The organism is Flavobacterium sp. YO12 (assembly GCF_004119495.1).
Classification (GTDB): domain Bacteria; phylum Bacteroidota; class Bacteroidia; order Flavobacteriales; family Flavobacteriaceae; genus Flavobacterium.
The window spans coordinates 1-26618 of sequence record NZ_NRQU01000020.1 but is presented as its reverse complement, the minus strand read 5'-3'; the positions used below and the strand labels follow the sequence as shown (position 1 = coordinate 26618).

The following is a 26618-nucleotide window of genomic DNA, read 5'->3' as shown; positions in this document are numbered from 1 at the left end:
CAATAAAGAAATCCTTTTAATCTGTGTAATCTGTGGCAACTTTTTACAAGCAAAATCATTCGTGGAAATTAGTGCAATTCGTGGCAAACAAAAAAAGCGCCGGATAAAAATCCAGCGCTTTTGAGTTTTAAGAAGAGAATGAATTACATCATTCCTGGCATTCCGCCGCCCATTGGCATTCCGCCAGCGTTTTCTTCTTTAATATCGATTAATGCACATTCTGTAGTAAGGATCATTCCAGAAACAGATGCAGCATTTTCAAGAGCTACACGAGTTACTTTTTTAGGATCGATAATACCAGCTTTAAGCATATCTACATATTCGTCAGTTTTTGCATTGTATCCAAAATCTCCAGAACCTTCACCAACTTTTGCTACAACTACAGAACCTTCAAGACCTGCATTTTCAACAATTGTTCTTAACGGAGATTCAACAGCACGAGATACAATCTGGATTCCAGTTGCTTCGTCAGCGTTATCAGCTTTAAGAGAAGCTAAAGCAGCTTTTGCTCTTAATAGCGCCACACCACCACCGGCAACAATTCCTTCTTCAACAGCAGCACGAGTTGCGTGTAATGCATCGTCAACTCTGTCTTTTTTCTCTTTCATTTCAACCTCAGAAGCAGCACCAACGTAAAGAACAGCAACACCGCCAGCTAATTTAGCCAAACGCTCTTGCAATTTTTCTTTATCATAATCAGATGTTGTAGTTTCCATCTGACCTTTAATTTGGTTTACTCTGTTTTTGATAATATCAGCTTCACCAGCACCACTTACAATAGTAGTATTGTCTTTATCGATAGAAACTCTTTTTGCAGTTCCTAACATTTCGATAGTTGTATTTTCAAGAGTATATCCTCTTTCTTCAGAAATTACAGTTCCACCAGTTAAGATTGCGATATCTTCTAACATTGCTTTTCTTCTGTCTCCAAAACCTGGCGCTTTTACAGCAGCGATTTTAAGAGCGCCTCTTAATTTGTTTACTACAAGAGTAGATAAAGCTTCACCGTCAACATCTTCAGCAATAATTAATAATGGTTTTCCTGATTGAGCAACCGGCTCTAAAACTGGAAGTAATTCTTTTAAAGAAGATACTTTTTTGTCGTATAATAAGATGTATGGAGAGTCTAATTCAACTTCCATTTTCTCTGGGTTTGTTACGAAGTAAGGAGAAAGATATCCTCTGTCAAACTGCATACCTTCAACAACATCTACAAAAGTGTCAGTTCCTTTAGCTTCCTCGACAGTGATAACACCTTCTTTACCTACTTTAGCAAAAGCCGTAGCGATTAATTCACCAATAACTTCGTCATTATTTGCAGAGATAGAAGCAATTTGTTTGATTTTGTCAGAATCGCTTCCAACAACTTTAGCTTGAGAAGCCAAGTCAGCAACGATAGCTTCAACAGCTTTGTCGATACCACGTTTTAAATCCATTGGATTTGCACCAGCTGCAACGTTTTTTAAACCTTCTTTTACGATAGCTTGTGCTAAAACAGTAGCAGTTGTAGTTCCGTCACCCGCTAAATCATTAGTTTTAGAAGCTACTTCTTTAACCATTTGCGCGCCCATATTTTCTAATGGGTCTTTTAATTCGATTTCTTTTGCAACAGAAACACCATCTTTAGTAACAGTTGGTCCACCAAATGATTTTCCGATAATTACGTTACGACCTTTTGGTCCAAGAGTTACTTTTACAGCATTTGCTAATGCATCAACACCACGTTTTAATCCGTCACGTGCTTCAATATCAAATTTTATATCTTTTGCCATTTTAATTTTTGTTTAAAGTTTGATTTGTTTCAAGTTATTGAAGTTCTTAATTCTTAAGGCTTCGTACTTAATACAATATGTATTTTTAGATTATCGCTAAGATGTCGTCTTCACGCATAATCAAATAATCAGTTCCTTCTAGTTTTAATTCAGTTCCTGCATATTTACCGTAAAGTACCGTGTCGCCAACTTTTACAGTCATTGTGTGATCTTTTGATCCGTTTCCTACTGCAACTACAGTTCCTTTTTGTGGTTTCTCTTTGGCAGTATCTGGAATAAAGATTCCTGAAGCAGTTTTAGTTTCAGCTGCAACAGGCTCAATAAGTACGCGGTCTGAAAGCGGTTTTATGTTTAAAGCCATGATTTTATTATGTTATTAGGTTATACGTTTTTTAATGTTCTAAAAACTTTCAGAAACTGTGCCATGCTCATAAAACTGACATTATTTCTTAAAAAAAATGCCAGCTTTGACAGGCTGGCATTTTAATTTATATCAAAATTATTATTTTGTAGCAGGTGCTGCCGGAGCAGGAGTTTGCTGTGCTGGTGCAGCTGGTGTAGTTGCAGCAGGAGCTTCTGTTTTTTCAATAATTTTAGATCCTGTGTCGTTTAATGATCCTGTAAAGCTTAAGCTTGAAAGTAAAATTAAAACAATCAAAATAGTTGCTAATGTCCAAGTACTCTTGTCTAAAAAGTCAGTTGTTTTTTGAACACCACCTAACATTTGAGTTCCGCTGATAGTAGAAGATAATCCTCCTCCTTTAGGGTTTTGAACCATGATTACTACGATCAATAGAAAACAAACTATTGTGATTAAAACTAAAAAAATTGAAAATGTGCTCATTGCTTAATTGTTATTGTTATTTTGTTGTAAAATCTTTATATCCGAAATGCGGTCTGCAAAGAAAGTAATTTTTTCTGGATATTTCAAAATTAATATTTCATATGCTTGTATCGCTTTGGTATATTTTTTTTGTTCTAAATATACTCTGGCCAAAGTCTCTGTCATTAAGTAAGAATTATCTTCTTTGTTGATGTCAAATTGTACTGCAGGGGTTATTGCAGTCTGTTTTATTGGAGATATTTTAGGATTGGTTTCGATAAACTTATCGATTATTTCTGCCTTTTTCTTTTTTTCTTCCTCAATTCTCTCAACTTCTTCAGCTGTTTTGGTTTCATTATTATTTGTAGTATCCTCAGTTCTATCTATAGGTTCCGTTTTTGCCAATTGCAGCCATTCTTGAAAAGAATGCTTTTCGTTATCAGAGAAATCTAATGGTTTTCCTATTTCAAGATTTTTCTCGGCATTTTTTACAGGTTCAGAGCTCTCTGTTTCTTTTGGTTCTTCTTCTGTTTTTACCTTATCAAATACAACTGTTGATGCCTCTTTTATTGAACTCAAAATTGATTCTTCGATTGGAGATAATACTCTTACTTCTTCGATTTCATCGTCTACAATTTCTTCAAAGAAAGTTGGAATTGCTCCTTTAATAGGTGTAACCGCTTTCTGTTCAGTTGCAGGTTCAATTGTTTTTTCTTCTGATTTTGTCACTTCTTCAAAAGTATTTAATATTTCTTCTTCAGTAGGACTTATAATAGAGGACTCAATAATAGTTTCTGTTGGAGTGCTCTCTGTTTTTTCAGCCTCTTTAAAAGTGTTTAAAATTTCTTCTTCGCTAGGGCTTGCAATTATTGATTCGCTAACAGAAGTTGTTGGTTCTTCTGTTTTTACTTTTTCTTCAAAAGTATTTGCTGCAGCTTCTTTTATCGAACTTAAGATTGATTTTTCAATAATGGGATCAATAGGTTTTTCTATAATTTTTGCAGGTTCTTCAAATACTACATTTGAAGCTTCTTTAATCGAGTCTAAAATAGACTGTTCAATCGGATCGATTTTTGTAAATGCAACTTTATCGATTGGTTTAGGCGCGACAATTTCGCTGTCAACAACAGTTATTTCTAGTAAATCTTGAAGCTTACGATCGTAATATTCACCTTGAATTGTGGTGAAATTTTCTGAGGTAATAAAATCAAATAATACCGAACGATCAGCTGTGTGAGCGGCAGTAACTTTTAAGGCGTAGTTATACTTAAAGCTGTTTTGATTGTAAAGCCCTTTTAATCGCAGTGCTCTGGCACTTTGAAAATACGGAAATTCATTCAAAACACTTCCTAATGCTTCTGCCTGCTGTTCTGTAATAGCATCGGGTTTGTTCATTAAGTAAGTATAATCAGTCACATTCATTTCTTTTTTTATTTAATCGTTTAATTTATTTAATCCTTGTATTTGTTTAATAGGTCATCGATTGAACAAATAAACAATTAACCAGTTAAACCAAAAAACTACCATTTTGCTAATGATTCATTAAAGATATCCTGAGTAATTCTCTCAAAAATAGTTTGAATTGCTGTGTTTAAAACACTGCCTGTTGGTAATTCATTTCCAGGGAAATCGTAATAAAACTCAAATGTTCTTTCAAAATCATCTGTTTCCTTCTTTTTGTTTGTGAAACGAACATTTATACGAATCGTCAAACGGTTTTGTGCAGCCTGCTGATCAGCGGTGGCTGTCATTGGCGTTATTCTGTAATCTGTAATTTCTCCTTCGTATGTTAATTCTCCTCCAGTGCTGACCAAGTTCAAATTGGTTTGGTTTTGAATTAAATCTTGCAATGCCAATGTAAATTGTCTGTCTATTCCAGGTTCAATCAAATCAGCGTTATTTTGGAAAAAGTTAACTTGAAAAGTTTTCGCGTTAATTGTTCCCGTTCCCGTAAAGTTGTAAACGCCGCAACCGCTGAAAGTGGTTGCTATTAATAGAATAAAAAGATATTTTAAGTTTTTCATTTTTTATTTTCAGTATTGATTCGTCAGTTTATTGACGCTTGGATCAAAGGTATTCATTTTTGGTTTAAAATGTTTTGGTGTTTTATTGACTTTGCACTAAAACTATAAATCAAATTGTTTGATTTTTCGGTATAAAGTTCTTTCAGAAATACCTAATTCATCAGCAGCAGCTTTACGTTTCCCTTTGTTTTTTTCTAATGATTTTTTGATCATTTCGATTTCTTTCTGTTCAAGGCGTAAAATTTCTTCTTCTTCAATAGTTTCGGCAAACAAATAATTGTCTTCCGGCATTTGATAATTTTCTTCGCGTCCAGCAGGAGTCATAACAGCCGTTCTTGGTTCTTCTTCAAAATCAATCTCGCTTTCATTTTCCTGTGAACCGTATATTTTCTGAATTAAATTTGGATTAATATCCTGCACTTTTGAAGAGCCGTTCTTCATTAATTCTAAAGTCAATTTTTTTAGATCATTCAGATCGCTTTTCATATCAAAAAGGACTTTGTACAAAATATCTCTTTCGGTGCTAAAATCGCTTTCTTTTTTACTGTCACTTATTACAGATGGCAGGTTGCTTCCTTCTGCAGGAAGATACGATTGTAAAGTGGCTGCCGAAATATCGCGATTGGTTTCTAAAACCGAAATTTGTTCGGCTACATTTCGAAGCTGGCGGATATTTCCGTTCCATCTAAATTTTTGCAATACATTTACAGCATCATCATCTAATTTTAAAGGAGGCATTTTGTATTTATGAGCAAAATCTGCCACAAATTTCCTGAACAATAAATGAATATCATCATTACGCTCACGTAAAGGAGGTAATGTGATTTCGACCGTGCTTAAACGATAATATAAATCTTCACGAAATTTTCCTTTTTCGATAGCATTAAACAAATTCACATTGGTAGCCGCAACAATACGAACATTGGTTTTTTGAACCTGAGAAGATCCTACTTTTATGAATTCACCATTTTCTAAAACACGAAGCAAACGAACCTGAGTTGTCAAAGGCAATTCTCCAACTTCATCAAGAAAAATGGTTCCGCCGTCGGCAACTTCAAAATAACCTTCACGAGTGCTTGTCGCGCCAGTAAAAGCTCCTTTTTCGTGTCCGAAAAGTTCACTATCAATAGTTCCTTCTGGAATTGCACCACAGTTTACCGCAATATATTTTCCGTGCTTTCTGTGCGAAAGCGAGTGTATAATTCTTGGAATGTTTTCTTTACCAACACCACTTTCTCCCGTTACCATTACCGAAATATCAGTAGGAGCAACCTGAATGGCTTTCTCGATAGCGCGATTTAATTTTGGGTCATTACCAATAATCTCAAATCGTTGTTTTATTGCTTGAACTGTTTCCATATTAGATTTTATCTTTTGCCACGAATTTCTCGAATTTCACAAATTTTTGAAACTGGGTCAATGAATAACTCTTTTGTGTTGTAATGTCTTTTTATTAAAATTAACGATAATTCCTAAATCACTATCAGCTAGTTTTAAATAATTTATTGTTTGAGCTGTGTATTCGTCAATTATATCTTTTGATGCTTTCACTTCTAAAATGATTTCATCATAAACTACAAAATCAGCAAAGAATTTATGTGCTAAAACAATCTCTTTATATTGGATGTTGTATTCTTTTTCACGTTCATACGGAATGTTATGTTTCCTAAATTCATATTCTAATGCATCTTTGTAAACAATTTCTAAAAGTCCGCCGCCCAATATTCTATGAATTTCCATGCAAATCCCGACAATTTTATAATATTCTTCTTTTCTATATAATTCCATGCTTTGTTTTTAAAACAAATCTATAGAAAATATTGAAAGAAAATTCGTGTAAATTAGGGAGATTTGTGGCGAAAAAAAAATTAATTCATGCCGCTTAAGCCTACAGCTTCCCCTTTTAAGGTTCCTGAAGTACAGCTTGTGATTTTTACGTTTACGAAATCTCCAATTTTATAATTCTCTTTTGGGAAAACCACTGTTATACTTTGAGAGTTTCTTCCAGAGAATTCTTCTTTTGATTTTTTAGAAACTTTTTCTACTAGAACTTCAACAACTTGGCCAACAAACTCTTCACTTCTAAACCATGCATGTTTTTGTTGTAAATCAACAATTTCTTGTAATCTTCTGGCTTTGGTTTCTTCTTCAACATCATCTTCCATTTTTCGTCCTGCCAAAGTTCCTGGGCGCTCAGAATACGAATACATATAACCGAAGTTGTATTTCACATATTCCATTAAACTCATTGTATCTTGATGATCTTGCTCCGTTTCAGTTGGAAAACCGGCAATCATATCTTGCGAAATCGAAGCATCCGGAACAATTGCTCTAATTTTGTCAATCAAAGTCATATATTCTTCACGAGTATGCAGACGATTCATTTCTTTTAAAATTCTATTGCTTCCAGATTGAACAGGCAAGTGAATGTGTTTACAGATATTTGGATATTTCGCAATAACATGCAAGATACTCTCATGCATATCCTGCGGATTTGAAGTCGAAAAGCGGATACGCATTTTAGGAAAACCAACCGCAACCATTTCTAACAATTGGTCAAAATCAACCGCAGTTGCTTTTTGCATTTCAGAAGCGTTTACGAAATCTTTCTTCAAACCGCCGCCGTACCAAAGGTAACTGTCAACGTTTTGACCTAAAAGTGTAATTTCTTTAAAACCTTTATTCCATAAATCCTGAATTTCAGCCATAATACTTTGCGGTTCACGACTGCGCTCACGTCCGCGTGTAAAAGGCACAACGCAAAACGTACACATATTATCGCATCCACGAGTGATCGAAACCAAAGCAGTGATACCGTTACTCATTAAACGAACAGGCGAAATATCTCCGTAAGTTTCTTCTTTTGATAAAATGACATTAATAGCGTCACGTCCTTCTTCAACTTCTGCTAATAAATTAGGAAGATCTTTGTAAGCATCAGGGCCAACAACAAGGTCGACTATTTTTTCTTCTTCTAAAAACTGACTTTTTAAACGTTCAGCCATACAGCCTAAAACGCCTACTTTCATTTTCGGATTAATGCGTTTTACTGCATTGTATTTTTCTAGACGTTTACGAATCGTTTGTTCGGCTTTGTCACGAATAGAACAAGTGTTTACCAAAACCAAATCAGCTTCTTCAAGAACTGAAGTAGTATTGTATCCTCCATCAGACAAAATGGAAGCTACGACCTCACTGTCCGAAAAATTCATCGCACAGCCGTAACTTTCTATAAAAAGTTTTTTAGTATTCTCAGGTTTATTTTCTAAAACAAGACTTTCGCCTTGTTTGCTTTCTTCAATAATCTTTTCCATTGTAAAAATTCAAAGTGCAAAGATAGCGTAAATGCGGTCAATATGACAAGATGGCAGGGAAAGAATTAACAAATTTAATTTTCAGGGATTATAGCTCTATCTGAAGATTAGAAAAGTGATGTAGGTGGTTGTTTAAACTCATAAATAAAAAGCATATTTCTCGGTTATCGAATAGTAAAAGTTACACCTATATATATTATAAAGAATAGTTCAGATAAATCTTCAATTTTAAGAAACATAATACTAAAATAACTCAAAAATGAATTGACGAGGTTAATATTTAAAAAAAATAAATACTTTTGTTGCAGAAAAATAGAGCAATGGCAAAGAATTTAGTAATAGTGGAGTCACCTGCAAAGGCGAAAACAATCGAGAAATTTCTAGGGAACGATTTTCAGGTGGAGTCAAGTTATGGTCACATAGCCGACTTACCATCAAAGGAAATAGGAGTAGATGTAGAGAATGGTTTTAAACCTAAATATGAAGTTTCTCCAGATAAAAAAGCTTTGGTAAGTAAACTTAAAACACTATCTAAGAATGCCGAAACGGTTTGGTTAGCAAGCGATGAGGACCGCGAGGGAGAGGCTATTTCTTGGCACTTGGCGGAAGAATTGAAACTTGATAAAAAGAAAACAAAACGTATTGTTTTTCATGAGATTACAAAATCTGCGATTCTTAAAGCAATTGATAATCCAAGAGAAATAGACTATAATTTAGTAAACGCACAACAAGCACGTCGTGTTCTGGATCGTTTAGTAGGTTACGAATTATCGCCAGTTTTATGGAGAAAAATTAAAGGCGGACTTTCAGCAGGACGTGTACAATCTGTTTCTGTACGTTTGATTGTTGAAAGAGAACGCGAAATTCAAAACTTTAATGCAGTTGCAACATATTCAATTGTTGCCGAGTTTGTAAACGAAGCTGGAAAAGCGTTTAAAGCAAAACTGCCAAAAAATTTCAATACTAAAAAAGAAGCCGAAGATTTCTTAAATCAAAACATCGGTTCTAAATATAAGGTAGCCGATTTAGAAACTAAACCTACCAAAAAATCTCCAACAGCACCTTTTACAACTTCTACGCTTCAGCAAGAAGCCGCAAGAAAATTGTATTTACCAGTTGGAATTACAATGCAATTAGCACAGCGTTTATACGAAGCGGGACTTATTACTTATATGAGAACAGATTCTGTGAATCTTTCAAAAGAAGCAATGGATGCGGCTGAAGCTGAAATTATAAAATCATACGGAAAAGAATTTTCGAAACCGAGAGTTTTTGCAAACAAGAATAAAGGAGCGCAAGAAGCGCACGAAGCAATTCGTCCAACAGATATGTCGCGTCATACTGTAAATATTGATCGTGATCAGGCTCGTTTGTACGATTTGATCTGGAAAAGAACTTTGGCTTCACAAATGAGTGATGCGCAATTAGAAAGAACAAACGTGAAAATTGAAGCAGATAATCACAGCGAAATTTTTACAGCTTCTGGAGAAGTGTTGCTTTTTGAAGGTTTCTTAAAAGTGTACTTAGAAGGTCACGATGACGATGAAGAGGAGCAAGAAGGAATGCTTCCTGCGTTAAAAGTAAACGAAAAACTAGCAAATAATTATATTACAGCTACAGAACGATATTCAAGACCGCCGGCACGTTATACTGAGGCATCTTTGGTGAAGAAACTAGAGGAACTTGGAATTGGGCGTCCGTCAACTTATGCGCCAACTATTTCAACAATTATCAATAGAAATTATGTTGAAAAAGGAACTCTTGAAGGTCAGGAACGTAATTATACACAGCTTACTTTGCAAAACAGTAAAGTAGGAGAGAAGCTTTTAAAAGAAAATACAGGTTCTGATAAAGGAAAATTGGTTCCAACAGATATCGGAACTATTGTAACAGATTTCTTGGTTAAAAACTTCGGAAATATTTTAGATTATAATTTTACTGCAAAAGTTGAGCAGGATTTTGATGAAATTGCCGAAGGAAATATTGACTGGGCAAAGATGATGCAGGATTTCTACAATAAATTCCATCCAAATGTAAAAGAAGTTGAGGCAAATGCTGAACGTGAAAGCGGTGAAAGAATTCTAGGAAAAGATGCTGACGGAAGACAAGTTTCTGTTCGTTTAGGAAAATTTGGTCCAATGGCTCAAATTGGAGAAGCAGACGACGAAGATAAAAAGTTTGCAAGCTTAATGGCAGATCAAAATATTGGAAATATAACGCTTGAAGAAGCTTTGAATTTATTTTTACTTCCTAAAAATTTAGGAGAATATAAAGGAGAAGAAGTAGAAGTCAGCAACGGTCGATATGGTCCGTATGTTCGTCACGGAAGTGTGTTTATTTCGTTGCCTCGTGGAGAAGACCCTTTAGGAGTTTCAAAAGAAAGAGCACAGGAGTTAATTGACGAAAAAGCACTTGCTGATGCACCAATTGCAATGTATAAAGGAGAAGCTGTTCAAAAAGGTGTGGGGCGTTTTGGTCCTTTCATTAAATGGAATGGTCTTTTTGTAAATGTGAGCAAAAAATACAATTTTGATAATCTATCTCAGGCTGATGTTGAAGAGCTGATTGAAGATAAATTACAAAAAAATATAGATAAAGTACTTCACAATTGGGAAGATGAAGGGATTTTGGTTGAGAAAGCACGTTGGGGGCGTTCAGTAATTACAAAAGGTAAAATCAAAATTGAATTGAGTAAAGATGTTGATGCGACAAAATTAACATTGGCAGAAGTTCAAGAAATGATTGCTAAGAAAACTCCAGCAAAAAAAGCGCCAGCGAAAAAAGCGGCAACAACTAAAAAAACTCCAGCTAAAAAACCAGCTGCTAAAAAGAAATAATAAATGGAATTTGATTTTCTACAACCGCTAAATGAAGGTATGGTAAACTTCATTAGTTCATTGTCTTCACAAGAACTCGGCAGTAAAATTGTGTTGCATACACAAGATCAATTTCCAGATATTGATAAAATTAATATTGCTATTGTCGGCGTTCTTGAAGACCGCCGAAATATCAATATGATAAATGAAGTAAACCTTAATGCGGTTCGTAAAAAACTGTACGGAATGTTTCCTGGTAATTGGGATGCGTCTATAGCTGACCTTGGGGATATTCTTGCAGGTGATTCAGTAGAGGATACTTATTTCGCAGTAAAAAAAGTTACTTCGACTTTAATTAAGAATAAAGTGATTCCTATAGTCCTTGGAGGTTCACAGGATTTGACCTATGCTTTGTACCGTGCTTATGATGATTTAGAGCAAATGGTAAATCTAGTTTCTGTAGATAATAGGTTTGATTTTGGTAAAGAAAATGAGTTGGTTTCGGCTAATTCTTATTTGACTAAAATCATTATTGATGCGCCAAATAACCTTTTTAATTACTGTAATATTGGTTACCAGACTTATTATAATTCACAAGAAGAAATTGATTTAATAGAGAAGTTATTTTTTGACGCTTATCGTTTAGGTGAAATTTCGAATAAAATTACTTTGGCTGAACCTGTGTTTAGAGATGCTGATTTAGTGAGTATTGATTTGAATTCTGTTAAGTCTTCGGCTTCAGGTAATGTTGTTACTTTTGAGCCAAATGGTTTTAACGGAAAAGAAATTTGTGCTTTGGCGAGATATGCTGGAATTAGTGATAAAGTTTCTTCATTTGGAATTTTTAATCACAACAGTACAGCGCAGGAATCTCCTATTATTGCACAAATTGTTTGGTATTTTATTGAAGGGTATCATTATCGTTCAAAAGAGTATCCTTTTGGAAGTAGAACGAATTACTTAAAGTATATTGTTCCTTTGGAAGAAGAGGAGTTGGTGTTTTATAAAAGTGATAAAACAGACAGATGGTGGATAGAAATTCCATTCGAAACAAATGGCAGCAATAAACTAAAAAGAAATACGTTATTACCATGTTCATATGAAGAATATTTGAGTGCTTGCAACCAAGAATTGCCAGAAAGATGGTGGAAAGCACAGCGAAAAAATGCTTTATAGGACAAAAATTCAATAGAATTCTTAATTTTTTTGAATTACAAAATATTACAAAATATTTTTTAGTAAGATAAGGTTTATATATGATAAAAAAACGTGTTTTACGTCGATTTTTTCGGTTAGTTTGTCGATGAAATATTTTTTTTTATTTTATTTAACATTATTTTTGAACGGTAAAATAAATTTCGCGAGTAGTATTGTTTTTTAGATAAATAATAAATACGTTTACGAACTATAATAATGAATAGATAATCCCAAATTTATATGAAGAAGTTTATTGCATTTACAGCAATGTTAACACTAGTAATTGGCTGTGGTAAGTCAGGTGACAAAGGTGAGTTAGTCGGTGTTACAGGAGGGAAATGGCATCCTGAAAAGCCTTACGGAATGACATTGGTTCCGGGTGGATCTTTTATTATGGGTAAATCAGATGCTGATTTAGCTAATGTGGAAGATGCTCCAACTAAATCAGTGACGGTTCGTTCATTTTATATGGATGAAACTGAGATTACTAACAGTGAGTATCGTCAGTTTGTAGAATGGGTAAAAGATTCTACAATGAGAGTTCGTTTGGCTATTTTAGCTGATGAAACTGGTCAAAAAAGTACTGGTGGTAAAGGCAGTAAAGGTGGTAGTATCGCTGATTATGCATTTAATGATTCTGAGCCGGATAAAATGACAGCTTATGATAAATATATGTATGATAACTATTATAGTGTAGGAACAAAAGATGATCCGTATGCTGGTAGAAAATTAAACAAAAAAGTTAAGTTAATAAAAGATACAAAAGCTTATCCAGATGAGTATTATGCTGAGGTAATGGATTCTATGTATTTACCAATTGAAGAATCATATAATGGTTTAAGAACAATTGATGTAAATAAATTGAAATTCCGTTATTCTTGGATGGATATCCAAGCTGCAGCAAAAGCTAAAGTTGGAAAAAGAAAAGACTTTGTTAAAACAGAGCAGGTAAGCGTTTATCCAGATACTACAGTTTGGATTAAAGATTTCGCTTATTCATACAATGAGCCTATGCATAATGATTATTTCTGGCATAAAGCTTACGGAGATTATCCAGTAGTTGGTGTAACTTGGAAACAAGCTAAGGCATTTTGTGCTTGGAGAACATTAAACAAAAATGGTTATATCAAATCAAAGAAAAAAGGACGTGATTTAGTTAACGCATTCAGATTGCCAACAGAGGCAGAATGGGAATATGCTGCTAGAGGTGGTCTTGAGTCTGCAACTTACCCTTGGGGAGGTCCTTATACTAAAAGTGATAGAGGTTGTTTCTTAGCAAACTTTAAGCCTAACAGAGGAGATTACGCAGCTGACGAAGCTTTGTATACAGTTGAAGCAAAATCATACGATCCTAACGGTTACGGATTATACAATATGGCAGGAAACGTTTCAGAGTGGACAGATTCAGCTTACAATCCAAACGCATATGAATATGTTTCTACAATGAACCCTAACGTAATTGACGGAAACAATCAAAGAAAAGTTGTTCGTGGTGGTTCTTGGAAAGACGTTGCTTATTTCCTACAGGTAAGTACACGTGATCACGAATACGCTGATTCAGCAAGAAGTTATATTGGTTTCAGAACTGTACAAGATTACATGGGAACTCAAGTAACTGGAAACGGAACCAGTAAAAAGAAATAGTATATTACAATTAAAATCAATACAAATCCAAATCGAATCTATTTAAATTAAAACCTAAAAAAAAGAATTATGGCATTATTAAGTAAAAAAGCAATGAATTTCGCTTATGGTATGGGAGCGGCAGTAGTAATTATTGGAGCTTTATTCAAAATTACTCACTTTGAATTGGGACCATTAACAGGAACTGTTATGCTTTCAATCGGATTGGTTACTGAAGCAATAATTTTTGCATTATCTGCTTTTGAACCAGTTGAAGATGAACTAGACTGGACTCTTGTTTATCCTGAATTAGCTAACGGTCAAGCGAGAAAAAAAGCTGAGAAAGTAGAAACTCCAACTGATGCCCAAGGATTATTATCTCAAAAATTAGATGCAATGTTGAAAGAAGCTAAAATTGACGGTGAGTTAATGTCAAGCTTAGGAAACAGCATCAAAAACTTTGAAGGAGCTGCAAAAGCAATTTCTCCAACAGTTGATTCTATCGCAGGACAAAAGAAATATGCAGAAGAAATGTCTATGGCTGCTGCTCAAATGGAATCATTAAACAGTTTATATAAAGTACAATTAGAAAGTGCTTCAAGAAATGCACAAGCAAACAGTGAAATCGCTGAAAATGCTTCTAAATTAAAAGAACAAATGCAATCTATGACTGCAAACATTGCTTCATTAAACAGTGTTTATGGTGGTATGCTTTCTGCAATGAGTAACAAAGGATAATTAGTTTTAGACTATTATATTAAATTTATTAATAAGAACTAATTAGAAAAAATGGCAGGAGGAAAATTAACCCCTAGACAGAAGATGATTAACCTGATGTATCTGGTTTTCATCGCAATGTTGGCAATGAACGTATCAAAAGAAGTTATTTCTGCTTTTGGTCTAATGAATGAAAAATTTGAAGCAGCAAACACTTCTTCAGTTAAAACAAATGGAGATTTGTTAAAAACTTTAGATTTAAAAGCATCTGAATCTAAAGGAGAGTTTACTGAGGCTGCAGGTATTGCACATAAAGTACAAACGATTTCAAAAGATTTTTATGCTTACATCGGAACTTTAAAAGCACAGTCTATTAATGGTTTTGAAATCGATGAAGAAACTGGAAAATTACCTTACGAGTCTATGGACAGAGGTGATAATATCGATGACTGGTTTACAGGAGACGGTTACACCGCAAAAGGTAATGAAATAATTGCAAAAATAGAAAAGTATAAAGCAGATATGAAAGCCGCTTTAGGATCTAAATATGCTGATATTTCTAATGAGGTTTCTAAGAAATTTGATGTTTCAGACGTAAAAAACAAAGAAGGTATAAAAGAAAAATACTTAGCTTATCATTTTAAAGGTTTTCCTGCAATTGCATCTGCGGCTAAACTTTCTGCTTGGCAAAATGATGTGAATAAAATTGAAGCGGATGTTTACAACCGTGCTTTAGGAAAAGCGGCTGTTGATGAATCTTCATACAGCAAATTTGAAGCTATCGTAGTTTTGGATAAAAATGCTTATTTCCAAGGAGAAAAAGTTACTGGTAAAGTAGTTTTAGGAAAATACGATCCAAATGCTCAGTTTAGCGGATTTGAAGGTCCGGGTAAATTAGTGAACGGGCAAGCACTATTAGAAATGACTGCTGGTGGTGTTGGAGAACAAAAAATAGGAGGTTCTTTCAATTTTATGGAAAATGGTAAACCAATCAAGTTACCTTTCAACGGAACTTACGTTGTTGTACCACGTCCAAACTCTGCTACAATTTCTGCTGATAAAATGAATGTTGTTTATAGAGGAGTTGTTAACCCAATTTCTGTATCATTCGCAGGTGTTGCTGATAATAAAGTTGTAGCTAGTGCTCCAGGATTATCATCAGCTGGTAAACCAGGGAAATATAACATGAATCCAGGTTCAGGTACAGAAGCTACAATTTCTGTAACAGGAACATTACCAAATGGAGATAAAGTTTCTGATAAGAAAACGTTCAGAATTAAAGGTATTCCTGGTCCAACAGGAACAATTAGAGGTGAGATGGGTGTTGTTAAAGGGCCTAAATCTAACTTAGAAATTGCTACTATTGGAGCTAAATTACTTGATTTTGATTTTGAAGTTGGTTTAGATGTTGTAGGATTTAATATGAAAATTGCTGGACAGCCTACGGTTGTTGTAAGTGGAAACAGATTAAATGCTCAATGTAAACAAGTTCTTTCTAGAGCTGGTAAAGGAGACCAAGTTACTATTTCTGAAATTAAAACTAAACTTGTTGGAGCTGGTAGTTATTTATTGCCAAGAACTGCTCCGGTAATTTACGAAATACAATAATATAAGTAGTGAAAACTACATTCAATATCTTATAATGATACCACGATGAAAGTAAGAAATTTTTTAATAGCTATTGTTTCTATCGCTGGAGGTTTAACTTCTAATGCGCAATCTAATTTGCTTAACGCGAAAACACCAGCCCAAATTGGACTTAAAACTCCTGCTCAGCTTATCTCTGATAACGATAAGCCCTTAGCTTATGGTTATGTGGATGATAGAGATGTTTTGATGGGAAAAACTACTTGGGAAATTATTGATTTAAATGAAAAAATCAATTTTCCATTATACTTTCCTATTGATACAGCTAATATTGGTTCAGATAGACGTTCACTTTACGACGTTTTGACGAAAGCTATCAAAAAAGGGAAAATAACTGAAGTGTACAGCGACAGTTATTTCAATACTAAAAAGTCTATGAAGGACATCGAAGGTGCATTGTCTCGTATTGATACAACAGATGCTGGTAGAGAATTAATCAACCAATACCCGGATGACTATAAAACACGTGTCGTTAAGAAAAAAGTTGTTACTGGTACTGGTAAGAAAAAAGTTGTTTCTTACGTAGACGAAACAGTTGGTCCAACAAGATCTGTACCTGCAGAATATATTTTGAAACAAGACTTGACTGCTGCTGATGTTACGCAATACAAGATTAAAGGATACTGGTACTTTGATAAACGTCAGAGTGAGTTGAAGTATCGTTTACTTGGAATCTGTCCTGTAACGCCGGACGTTTATACAATGAACAGTGACGAAAAGGATTATATCGAATTATTCTGGGTTTTCTTCCCGAATGCACGTGAAGCGCTGCATGAAGCAAAAGCTTTCAATGATAACAATTCGGCACTTCCAATTTCATTTGATCAGATATTAAATTCTCGTCGTTTTAACGCGGTTGTTTACAAAGAAGAGAACTTGTATGGAGACAGAGCAATCAGCGACTATATGAAGGATAATGCTCAAAATCAATTGTTAGAATCTGAAAGAGTAAAAGAGAAGATTCGTAACTTCGAGCAGGATATGTGGAACTATTAAGTATCTATATTAAATTTTAAGAAAAACTCTTACTACCTTTGTAGTAAGAGTTTTTTTACTTTACCTGCATTTTAAGAAGCTTCAAATTTTGTTGTTTTTTAAGGTTAAATTTATTTTTTAACTTGTTGTAGGAAAAATAACAACAAACTTTGTATTTTTGCGTTATAACGTCTTATAATTAAATTATGATGAAAATAACAAGATTTTTAATGGTGTTTGTTTTTGTTGTGGGAAGTTTTGCTTCAAATGCACAATCAAATTTGCTTAATGCGAAGACAGTTGCTCAAATTGGGCAAAAATCTCCTGGAAGGTTGATTTCTGATAATGATAAACCACTATCTTACGGTTATGTAGACGATCGGGATGTACTGATGGGGAAGACAACTTGGGAGATCATTGATCTAAATGAAAAGATCAATTTTCCGTTGTATTTTCCTGTTGATACAGCAAATATCGGCTCAGATAGGCGTTCGCTTTACGATGTTTTGACAAGAGCTATTAGAGAGGGTAAAATAACAGAGGTATATTCGGATAGTTATTTTAATACCAAAAAAACAATGAAGGATATTGCCGGATCTCTTACACGTATTGATACTACAGATGCAGGGAGGGAACTTATTAATCAATATCCAGATGATTATAAAACTCGTGTTGTAAAGAAAAAAGTAGTTACTGGAACTGGTAAAAAGAAAGTTGTGTCGTATGTAGACCAAACTGTTGGTCCAACAAGAACAGTTCCTGCCGAATATATTTTGAAGCAGGATCTTACGGCTGCTGATGTTACACAATATAAAATTAAAGGATATTGGTATTTTGACAAACGTCAGAGTGAATTAAAATATCGTTTGCTTGGAATTTGCCCAGTAACGCCAGACGTTTACACAATGAATAGCGACGAAAAAGATTATATCGAATTGTTTTGGGTCTTCTTTCCAAATGCTCGTGATATTTTGAATCAGGCAAAAGCTTTTAATGACAAGAATTCGGCAGCACCAATTTCATTTGATCAGGTTTTAAATTCTAGACGATTTAATGCTATAATTTACAAGGAAGAAAATATGTATGGTGATCGTGAAATTAAAGATTATATGAAAGATAATGCCCAGCAGCAATTGTTGGAATCAGAAAGAGTAAAAGAGAAAATTCGTAATTTCGAAGAAGATATGTGGAACTACTAATACTCTACTATTAAATTATAAGCGAAACTCTTACTACCTTTGTAGTAAGAGTTTTTTTTATCTTATCTATACAAAACATGTTTGATTATATTATCGTTGGATCTGGTTTAGCTGGAATTTCATTTGCAGAGATTGCACTTAGAAACAACAAATCTATTTTAGTAATTAGTGATAATTCTCAAAATTCATCTCGAGTTGCAGGAGGATTATATAATCCTGTTATTTTAAAGCGCTTCAGCGAGGTTTGGAAAGCGGAGGAGCAGCTTGTATTAATGGAAGATTTTTATAATCATGTTGAAACTAAACTAAAAGCTAAATTTAATTTTAAACTGCCAATTCTTAGAAAGTTTTTCTCTATAGAAGAACAAAACAATTGGTTTGCAGCCTCAGATAAACCTCTTTTGGCACCATTTCTTTCAACCAATTTAATTTTTACAAAATATTTCGGAATAGATTCACCATTCGATTATGGCGAAGTTTTGCATACAGGTTATGTTGATACCTCACTTTTATTAGATAAATACAAGGAATATCTTTTAGAGAATAATTTGTTATTGCAAGAGACATTTGATTACTCAAAACTAATAATTAATGATAATTCAGTTCAATACAAAGAGTATCATGCAAAAAATATAATTTTTGCAGAAGGTTTTGGACTTCATGCCAATCCTTTTTTTCAAGAATTACCACTTGATGGCACAAAAGGAGAGCTTTTAATTATAAAAGCACCAGAACTAGATCTAGATGTAATTGTAAACACCAGCGTCTTTATTCTGCCTTTAGGCGATCATTTATACAAAGTAGGAGCAACTTATAATTGGAAAGACAAAACAGATCTGCCAACGGAAGAAGGCAAGACCGAATTAGTCGAACGAATTAAGGAAATTATCAATTGTGAGTTCGAAATCGTATCTCATTTTGGCGGTGTTCGCCCAACGGTTCGCGATAGGCGTCCTATTATAGGAACACATGATAAACAGCAGTCACTTCATTTGCTGAACGGTTTAGGCACGCGAGGTGTTATGCTTGGTCCTGCAATGGCTAAAGATTTATTTGATTTTATTGAAAATAAAAAGCCATTAGATCCAACAATTGATATTCAGCGATTCTATAAAAAGAGAAAATAAGTTATTTTCGATTTGTTTCTGGATCATAGGAAACAAACATATTGATATATAAATTTCTAGAAAGTCGTAAAACAAATGGAAACAATAGAATTAGTGTAATAACTATTGCTATAAAAGACTGTTCAATATTGGCTCCAAAAAACACAAAAGAAACAATAAATGCTGCAATTCCTACGGCAACATTTAAACCATAACTAACATACATTGCGCCATAAAAAAACGAAGGTTCTATTTGATATTTGAAACCGCAATGGCTGCAATTCTCGTTCATTTTTAGAACATTAGTCAAATGAAGCGGATTTTTGTCTGAATACATGCTCTCATTTTGACATTTTGGACAACTTCCTGTTAAAATACTATTTAGTTTGGATCCTTTTTTTAACATTTGCAAAAAATTTAAAACAAAGGTACATTTTTGTACGAATACTGCTTGCAACAATAGTCACAAATTATGCTTAATATACACAATCTTTCGGTTTCTTTTGGAGGAACATATTTATTTGAAGAAGTTACTTTTCGTTTAGGTGCCGGCGACCGAGTTGGTCTTGTTGGTAAAAACGGAGCTGGTAAATCGACAATGCTAAAAATGTTAGCTAGAGATTTTGCTCCAGATTCTGGAGTTATTTCTCAAGAGAAAGATATCAGAATGGGGTTTCTGCGTCAGGATATTGATTTTGAGCAGGGAAGAACCGTACTTGAAGAGGCATATGAAGCTTTTACCGAAATTAAGGTTGTAGAAAAAAAACTGGAAGAAATCAATCATCAATTAGTTACCAGAACTGATTATGAAAGTGAAGAATACAGTCAGATCATCGAAGATTTATCTGATTATACACACCGTTTTGATCTTTTAGGAGGGTATAATTATGTTGGAGATACAGAGAAAATTCTTTTAGGACTTGGTTTTAAAAGAGAAGTTTTTAATAATCAAACCGAAACGTTCTCTGGAGGTTGGAGAATGCGTATCGAATTAGCAAAATTACTTTTGCAGGCAAACGATGTATTGCTTCTGGATGAACCAACCAACCACTTAGATATCGAAAGTATCATTTGGTTAGAGAACTTCCTTCGTAATTATCCTGGAGTTGTAGTAATTGTATCGCACGATAAAATGTTCCTTGATAATGTTACAAACCGTACAATCGAAATCTCTTTAGGAAAAGCATACGACTTTAATAAACCATATTCTCAATATTTAGAATTACGTCATGAAATTCGCGAAAAGCAACTAGCAACGCAAAAAAATCAGGCGAAGAAAATTGAAGAAACAGAAAAATTAATCGAGAAATTCCGTGCAAAAGCTTCAAAAGCTTCAATGGCGCAATCGTTGATTAAAAAGTTAGATAAAGTTGAAAGAATCGAAGTTGACGAAGATGACAATTCAGTAATGAATATTTCATTTCCAGTTTCAAAAGAACCTGGAAAAGTTGTTATTGAAGCAGAAGATGTCACAAAAGCTTACGGCGATAAAACCATTTTAAAAGATATTAGTTTATTGGTTGAACGAGGCAGTAAAATTGCTTTTGTCGGTCAAAACGGACAAGGGAAATCGACTTTTATTAAAGCATTGGTTAATGAGTTTGAGTACCAAGGAAATATCAAATTAGGGCATAATGTGCAACTAGGATATTTTGCACAGAATCAAGCGGAATACTTAGATGGCGAAATTACTTTGCTTCAAACTATGGAAGATGCGGCGACAGATACAAATCGCTCTAAAGTTCGTGATATGTTAGGTTCATTTTTGTTTCGTGGTGACGATGTAGAGAAAAAAGTAAAAGTACTTTCTGGAGGAGAACGTAACCGTTTAGCACTTTGTAAACTATTATTACAGCCAATCAATGTACTGTTGATGGATGAGCCTACAAACCACTTAGATATTAAATCTAAGAACGTTTTAAAGGCTGCTCTTCAAAAATTTAGAGGAACTTTATTGTTAGTTTCTCACGACAGGGATTTCTTGCAGGGAATGTCAAATATTGTTTATGAATTTAAAGATCAGAAAATTAGAGAATATTTAGGAGATATTAATTTTTTCTTAGAGCAGCGTAATTTAGAAAATATGCGTGAAGTCGAGAAAAAAGATGTTGTAAAAACAGCAGCTCCTAAAGAAAACAATAAAACTTCTTACGAAGATCAGAAAAAAGGAAAAGCACTTCAAAACCGTTTGAGTAAAGTCGAAAGCCAAATCAAACAGTTAGAAAAAGACATTCAGCATGATGATAAAATGCTGGCTTCAAATTATGACAAACATATCGAAGACGCTTCATTTTTTACGGCTTATAATAAAAAGAAACAAGATCTTGATCAATTGCTTTTAGATTGGGAGATTGTTCAGGAAGAAATCGACAATTTTAATGCTTAATATAGAATAGTTTCAAGTTTAGAGTTGAATATTTTAAGTAGAGCTTAACCGCAAAGCATACAACATAGAAAGGATTACGCAAAGTTCGCAAAGTTTTTTTGACAAAGCTTTGCGAACTTTGTGTTTTATAAAACCTCGCACATCAAAAAAACTTTGCGTGCTTTGCGGTTAGATTTACTAGTCTAGATGGCAACTTGATTAAATAATCCCAATAGATTTAGAATGCGCAATGGCTTCGCTGCTTTCCTTAAAATAGCAAACGGCAACATCAAGAGATTCTAAATTTTGCATTACTTTTTTTACTTCACTCTTCTGTGATTTACCAGTTTGTCTTATGTAAACAGCAACTACAGTAACGGGGAAAATTTTACAAATCCGTTCATATAAAACCGGATCCTGCTGCGAATCGTCACCCAATAATACATATTTAAGATTCGGATAGAATTCTAAAACGTGTTTTATTTTATCAAATTTATGGTCATGATTACCACGTCCGCTCATAAAAAAGTCAGTAATACTTCGTTTAATATCTTTTAACAGAATTACGGCTCTCGGTAAACGGTGTATTTTGGCAAATTTTACAATAAATCGATACAAATTCCATTCGCTGCTCGAGATAAAGAAAAAGGCATTTTCGCCCTCAGTATTATGACGTCCAGCAGAACTTAATGCTTGATAATGTGATACAACGTCTTTAAAAACTCTGCGGTCGTTTACATTTTTAAAAAGTAAAATATATATTTTTCTAAAGATATTCTGAGTATGCGAAATCAAAAAAGTATCATCAATATCAGATATAATTCCTAGATTTCCTTTATGCGGTCTAATGAAATTTGCTTTTGATACTATAATTTCCGAATCATATTTTATGCTTACTTCATATTCGATCCATCCAAAATGAGTTTCTTTTTCAAGCGGAATGCAAAATTTAAAATAACCATCATCAAGCGTTTTGGTATGAATCTCTTGATTACCATACTTTAAATAAACATCAAAATTTTCAAGTGTTTTTATCCTAAACTGATTGATAATTGAGCTGGCATTTTTGAAGTTTTTTTTCTGAAAATCGTAGTCATAAGTTCTTTTAAAGACATGCCCCATTACAATTAATTCTTCTTCATTGGCATAACCTCGATATAATTGTAAAATTGGTTTCATTAATTCCGTACTTTTATAGAGTACTGTAAATTAATTATTTTAATTGGTTTTAAAAATAAAATTTTGAAAAAGAATATACTATTTGTTGTAAATCCTATTTCTGGAGATCTTGATAAAACAGATTTAATTGATGCTGTTAGAGAATTTGCAGCAGTAAATCATTTTGATTTGAAGGTTTATGAAACTACAGGAGAAAATGATCTAAAAGAGATACAAACACTATACAATCAATATAATCCAGAACGAATTATTATAGCCGGAGGTGACGGAACCATTAAAATGGTAGCCGAAGCAATGGAGCAATATGACATAATTCTTGGCATTTTACCTGCAGGTTCTGCGAATGGTCTTTCGGTCGATTTAAATTTACCATCAAGTATCGAAGAGAATCTTAGAATTGCATTTTTGCACCATTATATCGAGATGGATATGATTTGTATAAACGGTAAAAAAAGTATTCATTTAAGCGATCTTGGTTTAAATGCTAATTTGGTCAAAAACTATGAACAAAGCGATTTGAGAGGCTTTTGGGGATATGCTTTGCAGGCGTTTTCGGCTTTAAAAGAATCAGAGGAACCTTTTGTTGCAACAATTTCAGCCAATAATGAAGAAGTTGAGCATACGGCAAGAATGCTTGTAATTGCCAATTCGCAAAAGTATGGAACAGGAGTAGTCATTAATCCGAATGGTGCAATGAATGACGGAAAATTTGAATTAGTAATTTTAAAAAGCCTTGATTTATTATTGATCGGAAAAATTATTACAGGTAATATGCCAATTGATTCTGATGATATTGTTATTATTTCAACAGATAAAGCAACGATAAAAACAGATTATCCGGTCAATTTTCAGATTGATGGTGAATATTGCGGAGCACAGACTAATCTAGAAGTTCATATTTTGCATAAGCAGATGAAAATAGCAATTCCGTAAGTGAAAATTGAACTTTATCAAAGTTTTACTGGACTATTTAAAAGGATTTCGTTCCTGCCATTCCGTTTTAGGTTCCAGATAATTAAAGAATCTGCCAATATTGTGATTGATTAATGCATTGCTGTGTGTAATTAAACCGTACATTTTTACTGGTTTTGCGCCAACAGAACTTTTAATTTCAAGAGCAGTTCGAGCAAATACAATTGATGAAAAACCTTGATTAATAGAATACGCAATCATATCATAAAGCATATTTAAATAAAGCATTTTTTCGCGCTGAATACTTTCATCATATCCTAAAAAATAAGTATCCATTACAGCTCCATTCTTTATCAATGTATTAAAACCAATTAGTTTTTCATCTAGAAAATAACCGTAAAGCAAAAAATCATCTTTCATGATTTCTTTAAAAAAGCTAAAGTGATTTCGAGCTAAGAAAAAAGTATTAAAAGGCGCATTTTTTGCCACATGAAAATACAACTCGTAAATAACATCTTCATATTTTCGAATATCAGAAAGTGACATTTTTTTCTTTTCAATTCCTTCCGATTTTTTTCGAGCCCGCTTGTACTGATCTCGATATTTTTTTGACAAAGCATCGATATAGTCTTGTTCGGTTTTCCAATTTTTATTGATTTCAAAAACCATATTGGGCTGAGTCGAAAAAGTATAATTGTTTTTAAATTCAGCTTGCAAAGGCTCAATTTCTTTTGCGGTAAAATCTTTTATACTCGTTATATGTACTTTTTTGCCTTGTACTTTTAAATCTTTTTTGAGTTGTGTAATTGCTTTATGAAGTGTTTTAATTGCTTTTGCCTCTTTTATATTTGGACTAAAAGCAAAGGCATTTTGTCCTGTCAGCATATTGTTGCCAACAAACAAAACGTGCGATGCAAAGTTTTTGAAAGCAAAATTACGCACAGAAGTTTTCAAGCATTGATCGCGTTCACCAAAAGATTCCAGCTTTTCAGCAAATAAAAACTGAGTTAATGCAATTCCTAAAAGAGTTTCTTTATCAAAAATTCCAATAAAATGGCAGATCATATTTACAGGAGAAGAATTTTCGAGTATCTCGAGATATTCCCGTGTCAAAAAGATGTTATTATCAGCCAGCGAGTTCCATTCTAAAGGCAGTAACGAAGCGCTGTTGTAGATTTGAAAAGAATAAGTTGTATTCAAAAGAGAGTGCTAATTTGTTCAAAATTAGATAATTTTTATAATAACTCAATTGGTTTAAGTTATTATTAAGAAAAACCCGTTTGAATTTACTTTTTCAAACGGGTTAGTTATTTGTTATTTATGCAAATCCGCAGATAATACCGCCCATTAAAGCAAGAGTAACCATCCAATAACCTGCGTGAATGAAAATATATTTCCAAGACTTTCTTTCAAATAAACCATTAATTCCAACAATTGGAAGCGCAAAGAATAAGCCAGACATAAACCCATGAAGTGCGCCATGTTTAAAGGTGCGATATGCAGTACCATAATCAGCCATAAAAGCTTTAAATGAAGGTTTTGCAGCCTCAATCAAAGGCGGACCGCCAACCATTCCTACGGCTCCAGATTGATGAATAGTTAATCCCATTAATATTACTGTAATCATTAAAGAGAAAATATAAGTAAACCCAAATATCTTGAGCATATTTCCAGTTTTAAGATCATCTTCTGTAAAATTATTTTCTTTCATCCAGATTGTACCAAATACTTTAGGATGGTACCAAATAAAACCAACTACCAATGTGACAATTGCGGCTAATAAAAGCGCTGTGAAGTGAATTTCCATATTATGAGGTTTTTTATAATTAGTTGATTCAAAAATAGTTAAAAAATGGTTAGGTTGTTAAAAGTTAAATAAGTAGTAAAAATAATACGTATTTTTTATTTATCAACACTTTATCGACAATACATGCATTATGTCTAGTAATTTCTTAATTTTGAAAATAGAAAAACCTAATTCCCCAAATTAGTTATGAAAAGCTTAACCACACTTTTTTTAATGCTTGTTTTTTCTCTAAATAGTTTTGCAGATACTGTTTCAGATAAAGAGAAAGAAGCGTTACTAAAATTTTATCATGCTACAAATGGCTCAAATTGGAAAATAAAGTGGGATTTATCACTTTCGGTCTCGACTTGGTATGGTGTTGAAATAGAAGATGGAAAAGTAGCGGCGCTCAATTTGCCAGACAATAATTTACAAGGAGAATTACCACCTGAATTTTTTGATTTAGTCAATTTAGAAAGGATCGATCTACACAAAAATAAATTAGAAGGAACATTACCAAATGAAGTAAATAGCTTTAAAGAACTTGAAATTCTAGACATTTCGTCGAATAAATTATCTGGTGAATTGCCTTTAAGTTTAGGGAGTTTAAAAAAGTTAGAAATACTTTCGTTATTTGACAATGAAATTGAAGGACAACTACCGGGTTCAATATATACGATTACAACCTTAAAAGTATTGCTTTTAAACAGTAATAAATTCTCTGGAAATTTGAGTAAAGAGATTTTGAATTTAAATGCTTTGCAAAACCTAAGTTTATTTAATAACAGTTTTGATGGTGAAATTCCTGAAGAACTGGAGAAATTGAAGAATTTGTCAGAGATGAATCTTTCGTACAATAAATTTAAAGGAGCTGTTTCAAAAAGATTAACCTTGTTGGATTCGTTGAATATGACAATGTTTGATGAAGATGGAAATCCATTTTTATTAGATTTAATCGAAGAAAAAATACCCGAAAATATTATCGCAAATTAATCGTGCTTATGAATGAATTTTACTCGTTGAAAAAAGTTGATTAAATATATTTAGTTAATTGCCGAAAAACCGTAATTCTTTACGGTTTTTTTTATTTAATTTTTTGAGTTTATGAATTGTTAAAAAGGCATTGCAGTTATTTTTATTAGTTTTAATTTTGTCAAATAAAT

23 protein-coding genes are annotated in these 26618 nt (G+C 33.4%); 11 read left to right on the top strand and 12 right to left on the bottom strand.

What is annotated here, in order from left to right:
- Positions 1-143: 143 nt before the first annotated feature.
- The 8 genes from groL to miaB all read right to left on the bottom strand — a co-directional run bounded on the left by groL (position 144) and on the right by miaB (position 7933).
- The gene (gene groL / locus BOW55_RS08695) at positions 144-1772 is read right to left on the bottom strand and encodes a chaperonin GroEL (protein WP_089053993.1); all 1629 of its coding nucleotides are present in this window, start codon (positions 1770-1772) and stop codon (positions 144-146) included.
- A gap of 85 nt (positions 1773-1857) precedes the next feature.
- Positions 1858-2133, bottom strand: a complete 276-nt coding sequence (gene groES / locus BOW55_RS08690) for a co-chaperone GroES (RefSeq protein WP_012023920.1) — start codon at positions 2131-2133, stop codon at positions 1858-1860.
- Between the two features lie 141 nt (positions 2134-2274).
- Positions 2275-2616: a preprotein translocase subunit SecG gene (gene secG, locus BOW55_RS08685; RefSeq protein ID WP_089053992.1), complete on the bottom strand. Its 342-nt coding sequence runs from the start codon at positions 2614-2616 to the stop codon at positions 2275-2277.
- Positions 2617-2619: 3 nt separating this feature from the next.
- Complete coding sequence (locus BOW55_RS08680) at positions 2620-4017, bottom strand: tetratricopeptide repeat protein (protein WP_129023797.1); 1398 nt, start codon at positions 4015-4017, stop codon at positions 2620-2622.
- A 98-nt stretch (positions 4018-4115) separates the two neighbouring features.
- On the bottom strand, positions 4116-4619 hold the full coding sequence (locus tag BOW55_RS08675) for an LptE family protein (RefSeq protein ID WP_129023796.1): 504 nt from the start codon (positions 4617-4619) through the stop codon (positions 4116-4118).
- Positions 4620-4721: 102 nt separating this feature from the next.
- Positions 4722-5978 carry a sigma-54-dependent Fis family transcriptional regulator gene (locus tag BOW55_RS08670; RefSeq protein ID WP_089058323.1) on the bottom strand — a complete coding sequence of 419 codons (1257 nt, stop codon included), beginning with the start codon at positions 5976-5978 and terminating at the stop codon, positions 4722-4724.
- Between the two features lie 57 nt (positions 5979-6035).
- A complete protein-coding gene (locus BOW55_RS08665) occupies positions 6036-6407 on the bottom strand; it encodes a GxxExxY protein (protein WP_129023795.1) in 372 nt (123 codons plus the stop codon).
- 80 nt (positions 6408-6487) lie between these two features.
- A complete protein-coding gene (gene miaB, locus BOW55_RS08660; RefSeq protein WP_129023794.1) occupies positions 6488-7933 on the bottom strand; it encodes a tRNA (N6-isopentenyl adenosine(37)-C2)-methylthiotransferase MiaB in 1446 nt (481 codons plus the stop codon).
- A gap of 320 nt (positions 7934-8253) precedes the next feature.
- Between miaB and topA the strand changes: the two genes are divergently transcribed.
- From topA to BOW55_RS08620, 8 genes are all read left to right on the top strand, one after another.
- Positions 8254-10770, top strand: a complete 2517-nt coding sequence (topA, locus tag BOW55_RS08655; RefSeq protein ID WP_129023793.1) for a type I DNA topoisomerase — start codon at positions 8254-8256, stop codon at positions 10768-10770.
- 3 nt (positions 10771-10773) lie between these two features.
- Entirely contained in the window at positions 10774-11925 is a 1152-nt protein-coding gene (locus BOW55_RS08650; RefSeq protein ID WP_129023792.1) for a formimidoylglutamase, read from the top strand.
- A 261-nt stretch (positions 11926-12186) separates the two neighbouring features.
- Positions 12187-13590 carry a gliding motility lipoprotein GldK gene (gldK, locus tag BOW55_RS08645; protein ID WP_129023791.1) on the top strand — a complete coding sequence of 468 codons (1404 nt, stop codon included), beginning with the start codon at positions 12187-12189 and terminating at the stop codon, positions 13588-13590.
- Positions 13591-13659: 69 nt separating this feature from the next.
- Complete coding sequence (gldL, locus tag BOW55_RS08640; RefSeq protein WP_089053983.1) at positions 13660-14307, top strand: gliding motility protein GldL; 648 nt, start codon at positions 13660-13662, stop codon at positions 14305-14307.
- Positions 14308-14358: 51 nt separating this feature from the next.
- Entirely contained in the window at positions 14359-15894 is a 1536-nt protein-coding gene (gene gldM, locus BOW55_RS08635) for a gliding motility protein GldM (RefSeq protein WP_129023790.1), read from the top strand.
- Positions 15895-15939: 45 nt separating this feature from the next.
- Positions 15940-16929, top strand: coding sequence for a gliding motility protein GldN (gldN, locus tag BOW55_RS08630; RefSeq protein WP_089053981.1), 990 nt, complete (start codon positions 15940-15942; stop codon positions 16927-16929).
- Between the two features lie 188 nt (positions 16930-17117).
- Positions 17118-18107, top strand: coding sequence for a gliding motility protein GldN (gene gldN / locus BOW55_RS08625; RefSeq protein WP_129023823.1), 990 nt, complete (start codon positions 17118-17120; stop codon positions 18105-18107).
- A gap of 77 nt (positions 18108-18184) precedes the next feature.
- A complete protein-coding gene (locus tag BOW55_RS08620) occupies positions 18185-19234 on the top strand; it encodes an FAD-binding oxidoreductase (RefSeq protein ID WP_129023789.1) in 1050 nt (349 codons plus the stop codon).
- A 1-nt stretch (position 19235) separates the two neighbouring features.
- On the opposite strand, the gene BOW55_RS08615 is transcribed toward BOW55_RS08620, so the two are convergent.
- Positions 19236-19619: a DUF983 domain-containing protein gene (locus BOW55_RS08615; protein WP_089053978.1), complete on the bottom strand. Its 384-nt coding sequence runs from the start codon at positions 19617-19619 to the stop codon at positions 19236-19238.
- Positions 19620-19685: 66 nt separating this feature from the next.
- Between BOW55_RS08615 and abc-f the strand changes: the two genes are divergently transcribed.
- The gene (abc-f, locus tag BOW55_RS08610) at positions 19686-21599 is read left to right on the top strand and encodes a ribosomal protection-like ABC-F family protein (protein ID WP_129023788.1); all 1914 of its coding nucleotides are present in this window, start codon (positions 19686-19688) and stop codon (positions 21597-21599) included.
- Between the two features lie 198 nt (positions 21600-21797).
- Here the strand turns inward: abc-f and BOW55_RS08605 are convergent, their stop codons facing one another.
- Positions 21798-22757, bottom strand: a complete 960-nt coding sequence (locus BOW55_RS08605; RefSeq protein ID WP_129023787.1) for an App1 family protein — start codon at positions 22755-22757, stop codon at positions 21798-21800.
- Positions 22758-22820: 63 nt separating this feature from the next.
- On the opposite strand from BOW55_RS08605, the gene BOW55_RS08600 reads away from it, so the two are divergent.
- Positions 22821-23690: a diacylglycerol kinase family protein gene (locus BOW55_RS08600; RefSeq protein WP_129023786.1), complete on the top strand. Its 870-nt coding sequence runs from the start codon at positions 22821-22823 to the stop codon at positions 23688-23690.
- A 33-nt stretch (positions 23691-23723) separates the two neighbouring features.
- On the opposite strand, the gene BOW55_RS08595 is transcribed toward BOW55_RS08600, so the two are convergent.
- Both BOW55_RS08595 and BOW55_RS08590 read right to left on the bottom strand, forming a co-directional pair.
- On the bottom strand, positions 23724-24869 hold the full coding sequence (locus BOW55_RS08595; RefSeq protein WP_129023785.1) for a peptidogalycan biosysnthesis protein: 1146 nt from the start codon (positions 24867-24869) through the stop codon (positions 23724-23726).
- Positions 24870-24987: 118 nt separating this feature from the next.
- Complete coding sequence (locus tag BOW55_RS08590) at positions 24988-25476, bottom strand: DUF1761 domain-containing protein (protein ID WP_129023784.1); 489 nt, start codon at positions 25474-25476, stop codon at positions 24988-24990.
- Positions 25477-25662: 186 nt separating this feature from the next.
- Between BOW55_RS08590 and BOW55_RS08585 the strand changes: the two genes are divergently transcribed.
- A complete protein-coding gene (locus BOW55_RS08585; protein WP_129023783.1) occupies positions 25663-26448 on the top strand; it encodes a Two component regulator three Y domain protein in 786 nt (261 codons plus the stop codon).
- Positions 26449-26618 lie beyond the last annotated feature (170 nt).